At 38.7% G+C, this 12,745-nt stretch carries 13 protein-coding genes; 6 read left to right on the top strand and 7 right to left on the bottom strand.

Features of this window, described 5'->3' with window-relative positions; translation table 11 throughout:
• Positions 1–119: 119 nt before the first annotated feature.
• Positions 120–1,079: a peptide-methionine (R)-S-oxide reductase MsrB gene (gene msrB, locus ACDZ29_RS10120; protein ID WP_375090781.1), complete on the top strand. Its 960-nt coding sequence runs from the start codon at positions 120–122 to the stop codon at positions 1,077–1,079.
• Between the two features lie 19 nt (positions 1,080–1,098).
• Complete coding sequence (locus tag ACDZ29_RS10115; RefSeq protein WP_289327146.1) at positions 1,099–1,956, top strand: STAS domain-containing protein; 858 nt, start codon at positions 1,099–1,101, stop codon at positions 1,954–1,956.
• 64 nt (positions 1,957–2,020) lie between these two features.
• Here the strand turns inward: ACDZ29_RS10115 and ACDZ29_RS10110 are convergent, their stop codons facing one another.
• The 4 genes from ACDZ29_RS10110 to ACDZ29_RS10095 all read right to left on the bottom strand — a co-directional run bounded on the left by ACDZ29_RS10110 (position 2,021) and on the right by ACDZ29_RS10095 (position 6,253).
• Positions 2,021–3,673, bottom strand: coding sequence for a glutamine--tRNA ligase/YqeY domain fusion protein (locus tag ACDZ29_RS10110; protein ID WP_289327145.1), 1,653 nt, complete (start codon positions 3,671–3,673; stop codon positions 2,021–2,023).
• Between the two features lie 356 nt (positions 3,674–4,029).
• Positions 4,030–4,770 carry an amino acid ABC transporter ATP-binding protein gene (locus ACDZ29_RS10105; protein ID WP_289327144.1) on the bottom strand — a complete coding sequence of 247 codons (741 nt, stop codon included), beginning with the start codon at positions 4,768–4,770 and terminating at the stop codon, positions 4,030–4,032.
• 11 nt (positions 4,771–4,781) lie between these two features.
• A complete protein-coding gene (locus ACDZ29_RS10100) occupies positions 4,782–5,447 on the bottom strand; it encodes an amino acid ABC transporter permease (RefSeq protein ID WP_048685680.1) in 666 nt (221 codons plus the stop codon).
• Between the two features lie 26 nt (positions 5,448–5,473).
• Entirely contained in the window at positions 5,474–6,253 is a 780-nt protein-coding gene (locus ACDZ29_RS10095; RefSeq protein WP_127777595.1) for a transporter substrate-binding domain-containing protein, read from the bottom strand.
• Between the two features lie 747 nt (positions 6,254–7,000).
• On the opposite strand from ACDZ29_RS10095, the gene ACDZ29_RS10090 reads away from it, so the two are divergent.
• From ACDZ29_RS10090 to ACDZ29_RS10080, 3 genes are all read left to right on the top strand, one after another.
• Complete coding sequence (locus tag ACDZ29_RS10090; protein WP_375090780.1) at positions 7,001–7,726, top strand: hypothetical protein; 726 nt, start codon at positions 7,001–7,003, stop codon at positions 7,724–7,726.
• A gap of 83 nt (positions 7,727–7,809) precedes the next feature.
• Entirely contained in the window at positions 7,810–8,013 is a 204-nt protein-coding gene (locus ACDZ29_RS10085) for a DUF2599 domain-containing protein (protein ID WP_375090779.1), read from the top strand.
• A 44-nt stretch (positions 8,014–8,057) separates the two neighbouring features.
• The gene (locus ACDZ29_RS10080; RefSeq protein ID WP_375090778.1) at positions 8,058–8,387 is read left to right on the top strand and encodes a hypothetical protein; all 330 of its coding nucleotides are present in this window, start codon (positions 8,058–8,060) and stop codon (positions 8,385–8,387) included.
• A 950-nt stretch (positions 8,388–9,337) separates the two neighbouring features.
• Here the strand turns inward: ACDZ29_RS10080 and ACDZ29_RS10075 are convergent.
• The gene (locus ACDZ29_RS10075) at positions 9,338–10,078 is read right to left on the bottom strand and encodes a hypothetical protein (protein WP_375090777.1); all 741 of its coding nucleotides are present in this window, start codon (positions 10,076–10,078) and stop codon (positions 9,338–9,340) included.
• Between the two features lie 706 nt (positions 10,079–10,784).
• On the opposite strand from ACDZ29_RS10075, the gene purU reads away from it, so the two are divergent.
• Entirely contained in the window at positions 10,785–11,684 is a 900-nt protein-coding gene (gene purU / locus ACDZ29_RS10070) for a formyltetrahydrofolate deformylase (RefSeq protein WP_375091126.1), read from the top strand.
• Between the two features lie 57 nt (positions 11,685–11,741).
• On the opposite strand, the gene ACDZ29_RS10065 is transcribed toward purU, so the two are convergent.
• Positions 11,742–12,401, bottom strand: a complete 660-nt coding sequence (locus ACDZ29_RS10065) for an SIMPL domain-containing protein (RefSeq protein ID WP_063234247.1) — start codon at positions 12,399–12,401, stop codon at positions 11,742–11,744.
• 142 nt (positions 12,402–12,543) lie between these two features.
• Entirely contained in the window at positions 12,544–12,738 is a 195-nt protein-coding gene (locus tag ACDZ29_RS10060; protein WP_076368446.1) for a YwbE family protein, read from the bottom strand.
• Between the last annotated feature and the right edge of the window lie 7 nt (positions 12,739–12,745).

The following is a 12,745-nucleotide window of genomic DNA, read 5'->3' as shown; positions in this document are numbered from 1 at the left end:
TAAGTGCCTCTTTTATATTTGTGTAGCAAAGATTGAAAACAATGGTTTTTGAATTTGAAGGTGTTTGGCTTACTGGTATATAATACATAAAATGACAAATGAGAAAGGGGAGTTTTAGGATGACGATTGGTGGAATAGAAACAGCTATCTTTGCAGGAGGTTGTTTTTGGTGCATGGTCGCTCCCTTTGATGAAATGGATGGGATAATTAAAGTGACATCGGGTTATACGGGCGGTAATTTTGCCGCGCCTAGTTATAAACAAGTGATTACCGGTTCGACTGATCATGTTGAAGCGGTTCAAGTGGAATTCGATCCATCGATCATTCCCTATAAAGCGTTATTGGAGCTATTTTGGCAGCAAATCGATCCAACGGATGACGGAGGACAGTTCTCGGATAGGGGAAAGCAATACAAGGCAGCCATTTTCTATCTTAATGAACGTCAGAAACAGGAAGCAGAGCAATCGAAGGAAGATTTAATGATGAGTGGGCGGTTTAAGGAACCTATTGTAACGGGTATTCTACCCTCGGGGAAATTTTACGCGGCTGAGGAATACCATCAAGAATTCTATCGGAAAAATCAATTTCGCTATGCATTGTATCGTAAAGGCTCGGGACGGGATACTTTCATAAAAGAAAATTGGCCTAAGGATAATGCACACCTTAGAAAGACCTTAACCGAAATTCAGTTTCATGTCACCCAGGAAAATGGCACGGAGCCGCCTTTCGATAATGCCTATTGGGATCACTTTGAAGAAGGGATTTATGTGGATGTCGTTTCTGGGGAGCCCCTATTCAGTTCGCGGGATAAGTATGATAGCGGTTGTGGATGGCCGAGCTTCACGAAGCCAATCATGTCGGCAAGTGTCAATGAAAAAATGGATCTCAGCCACCGAATGACCCGGACCGAGGTGCGCAGCAGGGACGCAGATTCACACCTTGGACATGTTTTTCCTGATGGCCCCGGTTCTAAAGGCACGAGATATTGCATAAACTCTTCCGCCCTCCGCTTCATTTCTAGAAATGATATGGAGAGAGAGGGATATGGAGACTTATTATTACTCTTTAAAATGAAATAACTAGTTGAGGGGAACGCAAATGGATAAAATAGATGAAAAGTTATATCGATACATCCTTGATAATTCTTCCAATATTACAGAAAACTGGCTAGCTTTAAGGGAAAAGCAGTTTGGTTCCATCTATTCAATGGACTCTAATGAGGAAATCGAAAAGCTTCTTAGGGAACAGAATACATTGACCATCAAAACAGTGACCAGTGCTTTACATGAAGATAAAACTGTTTTCATCGAAACAATGGAACAGTGGGCCACACTTGTTGCGAAAAGCAGGGTTGAATCGGACACACCCATTTACGAAGTGTTGGAAGCACTTAATAAGGTGCGGGAAGCATATTGGGGCTTTATCACTGATTATATGCTAAAGGATGATACGGGAATCACGAAGGCGACGATCATCCGTTGGAGCCGGCTTATTAATCGTGCATTCGATCAATTGAACCGTGAGTTCACTGAGCAGTATTATCTTTTGACAAAAGAACGATTATTAGCTCAACAGGATCTGATTAATGAACTGGGCGCACCTGTCATTCCCATTATTGATGCCATTGCGGTATTGCCGTTAATCGGTGATATCGATACCTACCGGGCAAAGGGAATATTGGATACGACTCCAAGCAAATGCATTATCAAAAATATTTCTCACTTATTCATCGATTTATCGGGAGTCTCCATTTTAGATACGATGGTTGCCCAACAGATCTATCAATTGATAAGCACCCTGAACCTATTAGGCATTCAATCGACCATTTCCGGCATTCGTCCTGAAGTGGCCCAGACATCGATTCAGTTAGGTCTTGATTTTAGTCAGGTTTCGACACATAGTACTCTTAAACAAGCTCTTTCCAAGCAAGGGATCAAACTTTACGAGAGAAAATGATATAAAGGTGCAGAGAGTGAAAAAGAACCAGATCCCGCTAGGAATCTGGTTCTTTTCAGTGATTCTATAACTTGAAGGAACTTTTCAAACCAACAATTTGGTTGAAAACCAAGTGATTGGCAGTAGTGAGTTTTGAATCAACATTGTAATAGCCATGCCTGAAGAATTGGAATTTTTCCTGAGGCTTAACATCTTTCATGTTGGGCTCGACAAATCCTTGTAAAATTCCCATGGAATCAGGGTTTACCCGCTCCAAGAATGATTTTTCTTCTTCTTCATCAGTTTCCTTATCCAAAATTAAAGGCTGGAAGTTGCGGAATTCTGCTGAAACGGCTTGTGAAGCTTCGACCCAGTGCAATGTCCCTTTTACTTTACGGCCAGTGAAACCCGATCCGCTCTTCGTTTCAATGTCATATGTGCAGCGAAGTTCAATAACGTTACCGGCTTCGTCTTTTATCACTTCTTCACATTTAATGAAATAAGCATGTTTCAAACGGACTTCATTGCCCGGGAAAAGACGGAAATACTTTTTCGGCGGGTTTTCCATGAAATCGTCCTGTTCGATATATATTTCACGTGAAAACGGAATTTGTCGTGTACCCATTTCCGGAACTTCCGGATTGACCTCAGCATCCAGCCATTCAATCTCACCTTCCGGATAGTTGGTGATGACCACTTTAAGCGGGTTTAGGATAGCCATGGTCCGTGGAGCCTTCAACTTTAAGTCTTCCCGTACGAAATGGTCCAGCATTTGAGAGTCTACGACACCGCTTGTTTTTGCGACACCTATCTCTTGGCAGAACGCACGAATCGCTTCGGGTGTATACCCGCGTCTACGTAGGCCTGAAACGGTAGGCATCCGTGGGTCGTCCCAGCCGTCCACGAAGCCCTCATCCACAAGCTGCTTCAGTTTTCGCTTGCTCATTACTGTATTGGTCAGGTTAAGACGGCCAAATTCATATTGTTTTGGTTTGCTGTCCATTTCACAGTTTTCAACGATCCAGTCATAAAGAGGGCGTTGATCTTCGAACTCAAGCGTACAAATGGAGTGGGTGACTCCCTCGATGGCATCTTCAATTGGGTGGGCAAAGGCATACATCGGATAGATGCACCATTTGTTGCCGGTATTATGGTGTTCCGTATGGGAAATACGGTATATGACGGGATCGCGCAAATTAATGTTAGGCGAGCTCATATCGATTTTTGCACGCAATACTTTTGTGCCGTTCCCGAATTCACCGCTGCGCATCTTTTCAAATAGTTCAAGGTTTTCCTCGACGGTTCTATTGCGGTAGGGGCTATCCTTCCCCGGCTCGGTAAGCGTTCCGCGATATTCACGAATTTGGTCGGCATTAAGGTCGTCCACATATGCCAGTCCTTTATTGATGAGCAGCACTGCTCTTTTATACATTTCATCGAAATAGTCGGAAGCGAAGAACAGGTTATCCCAGTCATAACCGAGCCATTTTACATCTTCCTTAATGGAATTGACAAACTCAATATCCTCTTTCAATGGATTCGTATCATCAAAACGAAGGTTTGTTTTCCCATTGAAATCATCAGCCACCCCAAAATTCAAAATGATTGATTTGGCGTGCCCGATATGTAAATACCCATTTGGTTCAGGAGGGAAGCGGGTGATGACATGATCATGTTTTCCGGACTCTAGATCATCTTTTATAATATTTTTAATAAAATTCGAAGAGTTATTTTCCAACTGAATTCGACCTCTTTCATTTATATACTTCTTTTAATTTTACCTGTATATATACCATAAATACAGATATTTTTCCATGTTCGAGCCGGAATCAGGGTTTTTGGGATACGTTCTGAAACAATTCATCAAGTATATAGTTTGTACAGTCAGATCGAAAATATCCCAGAAACCTTGAACATATAAATGGGCAAACTACCTAACTGGCAATTATAGAAAACAAGAACGGTTTTTATATGCAAAATAAGCAATACAGGAATCATGCCTGTATTGCTTATAATGATTGTCCACGCTCTAGGACAGATTATCCGTGAAGACGACGAATTGCTCTCGCTATTAGATAGATTTTAGAATTCAAATCAAAAGACTGTCGTTTGCAAGAATTCTTTTGTACGCTCTTCTTTTGGATTGGTGAAGAATTCTTTTGGCGGGCCGCTTTCGACAACCCTCCCATTGTGCATGAAGACAATCCAATCCCCAACCTCACGTGCAAAGCTCATTTCATGTGTAACGACTACCATTGTCATCCCTTCCAAGGCAAGTTCCTTCATCGTAGCAAGAACCTCCCCGACAAGTTCGGGATCAAGAGCCGAGGTTGGCTCATCAAAGAGTAGGATATCAGGTTTCATGGCAAGGGCGCGGGCTATGGCAACACGCTGTTTCTGCCCACCTGAGAGCTTGCTTGGATAAACATCCGCTTTATCTGATAAGCCGACTTTGGCAAGCAATGCTTTTGCTTCTTCAATCGCCTGGGCCTTTGGGATCTTTTTGACGTGAGTAGGTGCTTCAATGACATTTTCAAGTACGGTCATATGAGGGAAGAGATAGAAATGCTGAAAAACCATTCCGACTTTCTCACGGATTTTATTAATATCATGGGTACCCGGATTGACTTCCGTTCCTTCAATAAGGATTTGCCCGCTGTCTTTCTTCTCCAAATAATTCAAACAGCGGAGAAGTGTGCTTTTTCCGGAACCGCTTGGTCCAATCAGACAGACAACATCGCTATCCAATACCTTCATATCAATATCTTTGAGTACATGTAGGTCTCCATACGATTTATTTAAGTTCCTAATGCGAATCATTTCTTTTTGTTCCATTTCAATTCCCCCTATCGATCACTAATGGACAGTTTCTTTTCGAATAAATTGACGATAATGGTCAGGAATGCCACAAGAATCAAGTAGTAGACCGCTACAATCAATAAATAAGTCATCTCATCGAAATTATTAGAGCCTAACGTGGTGGCAACATTAAACAGCTCATTCATGGATATGAAGGCTGCCAGTGATGAATCTTTCAGTCCGATGATGAATTGGTTGCCTAGCGGCGGCAATGCACGACGGAAGGCTTGAGGTAAGATGATTCTTCTTAATGTGAGCGAATTGCTCATGCCAAGGGAGCGTCCGGCCTCCATTTGGCCTTTGTCGATGGATTGAATCGTACCACGTAGGATTTCTGAGATATAAGCCCCATTATGGAAGGCTAGGGCAAGTGACGCCGCCCAGAAGTCAGGCAGTAAGAAGAGGTTGCTGATACCGAAATAGAGTATGAATATCTGTACGATTAAAGGTGTTCCACGTACCAGGAATACATAAGTATCTGAAATCCATGCAAGAATTTTTATATTGGATATTTTTAAAAGTGCAAATAGCAAACCGATGACGATACCTACCAATATGGAGACTACCGTCAGTTCCAATGTGAGGAGCATGGCTCGGATGAATACGTCCGATGAGCTAAATAATGTATCAAAAAAATGTGAAAAACTTGGCAATGTAATGACTCCCTTTCTATCAATCTTTATTCAGGCTTAGTTGTGATGTCCTCACCAAAGTATTTTTTGCTGATTTCAGCAAGCGTTCCATCTTCACGGAGGTTTTCAAGAGCTTCGTTGATGCGTGCAAGCAGCTGAGGGTTGTCGTTAGGCAGTACGATGGCCTGCTCGCTTCGTTCGATCAATTGCCTTCCTTCGATGTCGAAACCTTCCTTGGTCGCTTCCTTGCCGGTTACGAAGTCGGTGATCACGGCATCATGACGTCCTCCGCTCAATGCTTTCAGGGCGGTGATATCACTGTCATAGGTTTTTACATTGGTTGTATATTTTTCTGCTGTGGTTGCGTACGTAGAGCCTTTAGAAGCCGCAACTTCCTTACCTTTTAAATCTTCAACCGTTTTAATATCACTATCCGAACGGACGAAAATTTGAGGACCTGAGTAGTAATATGGGGTCGAGAAGGCAACATGTTTACTTCGTTGTTCATTGATTGTATGACTGGCAACCGCGGCATCTGCCCGACCGGTTTTAACACCTTCCACGATACCTTTGAACTTTATCCGTTTAGGCACTGGCTCTAGGTCGAGTTCCTTTGCAATGGCATCGCCAACTTCAATATCGAACCCGGTTACGGTCATGTCATCATTGACATAACTGAATGGCTTGAATTCACCTGAGGCAGCGAAAACAAACTGGTCCTCATTGATCAGCTTACTCCCGTCCTCCAGCTGGTCCTTTTCGGCACAGCCGGACAGAAGACCAAGAACAGCCAGAATGGATACAATGAATGTAACGGATGATTTCATGATAATTTCATTTCCCCCTTTTAAAAAAACTAATAGAATGGTCTATACCCTTATGAAGCAGTGAATAACCTTATTAACTATGGAAAATAAAACTGAAACCAATAAGGTTGTCCAGATCATGCCGACATTTCATCCAAGAATCCCCCTTCACTATGCATTTCATAAAGGTTCTCGGCCTTTGCCTTCATTTCCTTTAAATTCACCAGTTATTTATTGGAAGAATGATAGTGCCTATTAATAGAGGATGAGAACGAATGGTATCTTTTCATTCTCATATCTAGATCACTTCTACTTCAATATAAAAAAGTCGACCGTGATCAGGCCGACTTTTCCGCGATTAAAACCTATGAAATATGAATAGAGGATAGCATTATAAAAAGGAAACTCCATTTGATTTTGCAAGTGTTACTAAAGTAGAACTAGTGACTCTTGGAATAAAAGACCCTCATTTCATATCATCACTTTCTCTTTATTTACTCAAAAATGAAACCCATTGTTCCAAAGTAGGAATGTATAACAAGTTCCTTTTATATACGATTAAATTATTACAATTCATAAGGAGGAACTATATTGATTTAATAGTTAATTGCCCCAGTACTACACTATGGACCTGTAACTTCAACACTAATTTTATCGCTATAAAAATTTCACTTTAGCAACTAAAAAACATGTAGTTGCACTTCTTTTTTTGAGTACTATGGGCCTGTTGTTTATAGACAAACCTAAAAAAATAAAGGGGGAACAACAATGAAGTTTATTAGTTTAAAAGTCTTAAGTGTAATTAGTTTTTTATCATTAAGTTTTATTGGCTACAGTACAAGTAGTTATGCAGAAAGTAATTCCACTGTAACAAACATGGATCAACTTCCTTATAATCTTATTGAAGATGTAGAAGTAATGGATTATCAAGTACAAGAAAATAACATTGTTACTGAAACAGAAAATTTCACTTCAAATATTAATCTTGATGAAAATGAAATTACATATACTGATTCAGAAGATAATTCAGTCGCTATTTCGATAGACGATCCAGATTTAAAATTTGTTGAGAATGTTGATGGTACAATTGTTTACGAAAATGAAGAAGAAGGATACTCAGTTGATAATCAGATACTAGATGGTGGATTTAGACAGTTGTTCAGTATTGAATCTGAGTCTTCTCCTAAAACCTATAAAATTGATTTGAAATTAGATGAAGGTAGTAAATTAGTAGAGAAAAATGGACTTTACTTTGTTGAAAATAGCGAGGGTGAAATTATCTTTAACATTGGTAAAGCATGGGCTATGGATAGTGAAGGAAACTTTATTGAAAGTTCATTTAAGCAAGAAGGAGACTCACTATATCAAACAATTAATTATACAGGAACGAATTATCCTTTGACAGCTGATCCACTATTTTGTTCAGATACTATTGATAATACAGCTACAAAATGGAATAGTAGTTATAATGGTGGAAAACATTATCAGTTGTAACAAGAACTTGTACTAAAACATACATTACAGCTCACTGGGTTCTTGGACCGAGTGTTTTAACAGCTATTTCTCAATCTTCATTAATGAAAGATATGTGGGCTGAATTAAAAGCTGATGCTTCATTTAAATCCCATGTATCAAGTTCAAGAGAAGGAAGAATTAAAGATCAATTCATTTGTCATGCTGTAAATCCATTAACAATTTACAAGTCACCTTGGAACTTAGAACCTTGGCGTCCGGATTTATCGCTAGCATTAACCTATAAAAACAAATGTAACCCAGAGTAGTAGGGCTAACATTAATTTTTATTTGAAATAAGAGGTGATTTCATATGTTTAGCAGTTCCAATCAAGCGATATTTGATCCAGGTTATATTTTTTTACTGTTAATTATTTTAGGGATTGTCTATTTAGTTTACTTTGCGTTAATTGTAGTTACTATAAAATTAAACGCTCTAACTATAAGTACTTTAACTATATCTTTCATTACTTATTTGATTGTTGGATCATATATGGCGGGAGCCGGTTATTATATGGATGAACATCCAGATTATAACTTAGTGTTTATTGGCTATGGGTTTCCGGATTTAATTTTATTGGCGTTCCCTTATATCTTTTTATCTCTAGCGGCAAGTCTAGGTGAAAAAAAACAAAATAAATAATAAAATAAAAAAGCATCTATAAACTGAGACACCTCGTTTCAATATTAGTCATTTTTGCGATTACTGCCCCCCTGTTAGAGAAGGGGGGCTTTTAGACCTTCATTCACTTTGATTTACGAAATTTCCGCCACTACATCTCTAAACTTGGATATTAAAAGTTGGATTTTTTATTACGCTTTTTTCTTTTTACCAAATAGACAATGAAAGAAATTAAAGCAACCAATAATATGAATATGGTAATTTGATATCCTACATCAAACCAATTCACAATTGTTTCATTCATGTATTGCCCTCTCAATCCTTTTCAATAACCTAACTGTTTCGATATCATAATAACTTGCCTTATCATTTGGATCTCCACTGCATTTGCCGTAGCCAAGAAACAAATGAGTAGGTGATTTAAGCGTTTTCTAGATTTCTAGTCTATTTACAGTTATTCCAGTACTATATTCTTTAGGGGTTAAACTATGAATTAAGGGATAGATCTTAGATGAGTTCGACGCATAAAAACCAAGGGATGAGTTTGATTTACATAAACGTTTACCCTATTTGACTTCTAAATAAGTAATCCAGAAAAGTCCAGGTTGTGGAAACAAGTGAACAAAAAAGGAAAAGTAACTGCAAAAACGCCTCTTCCTTTTTTCTCTTTATTTTTTTGATATTTTACGTAATAAATACAAAGCGTATATGATGGCTGGTATAGATACAACCATTAAAATCATGTTTATTAAACCAAATATAAAGTAAGAAGACGATACATCCATTTTAATTTCACCCTACCCTATTAAAGTTTTTAATCTCTAGCGGCTTATCCCAATTTGTCGCATTTAAAACTTTGTTTTATTTTTTGAATTTTCTTACAATTTTAAAAAGAAGAAAGCCAATTATAAATATTATAACTAGTGCTATTAAAGCTCCTATTGGACTAAAGGTTTTCATATTATTTCTCCTTAGAATGCATATAAGTTGAAGGACCCACTAGTTGTTTTAACTTCTACATTAGCATCAGTGTATGTGTATACTACAGCAATTGCACTATATTTTACAGTCTTATCCATTGCCCAAGATGTTTTTTTTGTGGTTGTGCTACTTTGAGCGGAACCACTATAAACTATGCCTACGTAAGTTCCGCTTTTTCCCAGTACGCCATAAGCAACATTTGTTACAGCAGTTTTTATTCCTTTAACTTTTGAACTTCCAGCAGGAATCGTAGCTTTAAGGTTTCCTCGATAACTATGATTTAATACATTTATATTTGTATAAACTTTTCCAGTGAATTTAACAGTAACACCATATTTTGATTTTGATTTACTAAAAGATTGGCTATTTGTATTACCAAATTTCAGTGAAATTGGTTGAATTAAGTTAGTTGGTTGGACGGCAATGTCCTCTGTTTCGTTTGTACTTGAAGCATAAGCTCTTATAAACTCTGTATCTTCCAAAGAAAAGGGTTCATTTATATTATATTTTGAATTAATTTCTTCAAATCTATCAATGATTTGTTCGTCTGATAAATTTTTATTAATTTTAAATTTAATTTCCTTTATTTCAATCGGGTCTAATGATGTTGGTTGTCTTTCAACTGGCTTTTCCTCCGTTACAGGTGAGTTACCTTCAGCTGCAAATACATGAGATGGAAGTAGAGCGGGTCCTAAAACTAGAATCAAGGATAAAAATAGTAAAGATTTCATTTTTTGTATCAATGTTATTTCTCCCTCCATTTAGTTTGTGTATTTTATGTTAAATGAAAAGAGAGACAAGCATTTCTCAAAATTGAAATCAAATGTTTTAATACTGAAACAACCAAAAGATTACGTGATTTCGAATCTCTTACGAATACAGCCATTTAGTTTTTAATTTTAAAGTAGCCATATCTTATTTTCCCCACTCCATCATTGTTTTGTTTTAACGTCAAATACGAATCAGTTAAAATTGGAAAGAATAATATCGACTGTGCTTCCGGAATAGGTATAGCTCGGAATAAGAGATGTTGTAATAATGCTGCCAGCAAGTGGTTGGATAGTTTTTTAATATTGTCTAAAATCATCCCAAACTAACATAAGAAATGATTTTTAGAGTTTCAATATATAAATAATTTATTTCATTATTGGAACTTTATTAATTTCTATTAAATATAAACACCAATTTTTTTACAGGAGAAAGATGTTATAGATAGGATATTAAGGTACAAATCCTTGTAAGCAAAAATTTTTAAATGTGTTGTATAAGATACGTTGAATTATTTCTACTGTGTAATCTGTGTATGTTGTAATAATAGTGGAATGTTTCAGATCGTCGTGGCTACCAACAAAATCCCGTATTTATTGACTGACTTTAATTTAACCTATGAATTGAAGTATAATATAGCAAAATAGAAGAAGGGCAGTTGGGAAAATGGTGAGCAACTTTGTGCAAGAACAGTTACAGGAGTTTCGCGAGAAAAATCAAGATAGAGGCCGTTTAATAATAAAATGTCCGGACCAGCCGGGAATTGTTTCAACAGTTACAGCCTTTCTAAAAGAATATGATGCAAATATTGTTGAATTGAGTCAATATTCGATGAATCCTGAGGGCGGTACCTTTTTCACCAGGATCGAATTCGATTGTCCAGGATTAAAGGATAAGGCAGCCGATATGCAACTGGCATTTCATGAAGTTTCGACAACATTTTCAATGCAATGGACATTTAACCATGTGAGTGATCTGAAGAGGACGGCAATCTTCGTTTCCAAGGAACCGCATTGCCTTCTCGAATTGCTATGGGAGTGGCAAAGCGGGGATTTATTGGCTGATATTGCGCTAGTCATCAGTAATCATGAAGATACCAGGCAAATTGTCGAATCGATGGGCATCCCTTTTTATTATATTCCTGCAAATAAGGATATACGTAAGGAAGTGGAGACGAAACAGCTTGGACTTCTGGAAGAATTCAATGTGGACTTAATTGTACTGGCTAGGTATATGCAGATTTTGACGCCGGATTTTGTTGCCGCCCATCCAAACAAAATCATCAATATACATCATTCATTTTTACCTGCATTCATTGGTGCCCGGCCTTATGAAAGAGCTTATGACAGAGGTGTTAAGCTGATTGGGGCGACTTCCCATTATGTGACGAATGATTTGGATGAAGGTCCAATCATCGAGCAGGATATTGAACGTGTGGATCATCGTGATTCTGCAGGGGATATGAAGAAAATCGGTCGTTCAGCTGAACGGAGAGTGCTGGCACGTGCCGTTAAATGGCATTTGGAGGACCGCGTCCTCGTTCATGAAAATAAAACGGTAGTCTTTTAAAGTGAAGAGCCCCCTTTGGTTTGCCAAGGGGGCTTTTTAGGATGGAATGAGAGAGTGCTAGTACGTGTACTCCACCCTAACCGAGGCGGTGATATTCAATTCCCCGGGCTGAATCGGGGTAGACGCCATTTTTGAAAAGGTGCTTGTTTGATAAAGCATTGGCGTTGCGGTTTCAGATAGCTCTTCAACCTTATTAGGGACTGGGTTCAATGAGATTCCTAGCGTTCGAGCCATGGAGAGTGCCTTTTCATATGCATTTTTTAAAGCGAGCGAAAGTGCCTGGTTATAGTATGCATCTGGATTGGATAAGGAGAAGCGGATGCTGGTGATTGAATTGGCGCCGCTTCTGACGGCCGTGTCGATTATGCTGCCTATTTTCTCGATGTCGGTCGTTTGGGCCTGGATGATGTGCTGGACTTTGTAGTTCTTGAACAATTCCTTTCCGTCAATATAATCATATTGTGGATCGATTCTGTAATCACTCGTTTTCAATCGATCTTCGGGAATGCCTGCAGATTTAAGTGCTGCGATGACATTTGCGATTGCTTGGGAATTGGCTTGCTGGGCCTTTTGCGGGTCCACATCCTCTGTTATGACTCCAAGGGTGATTGTGGCTTGATCCGGAGCAGCCTGAAGCGTCTCTGAGCCGGAAACTTTCAATGTATGTTCATCGTTTCGGTAATAATCCCTATTGGGGGCATTGTATTCTTGATTCATTTTGACACCAGCCTTTTGAAATAGATAATCTCACCCCTATTGTACGAATTATGAATGGGAAACATGATTGAAATATCCCCATTGTCATTAATTCGGTCGAATAATCACAAAAAAAAAACACTCGGCCTGGACCGAGTGCACCTTACTTATGAATGACTTGAACCCGGCCAACCTGGCCATCAGTCAATCTTACTTTAATTCCATGAGGGTGAGTGCTGGAATTGGTTAAAATATCCTTTACGGTCCCGCTTGTCAGTTTTCCGCTGCGTTGGTCTGCTTTAAGTACAATGTCCACAGAGGCACCCGGGGTAATATCTTTTCGATTTTTACCGTTCATGTTCGAT

Source organism: Peribacillus sp. RS7 (genome assembly GCF_041956845.1).
Taxonomy (GTDB): Bacteria; Bacillota; Bacilli; order Bacillales; family DSM-1321; genus Peribacillus.
This window is presented reverse-complemented; position numbering and strand designations above follow the sequence as displayed.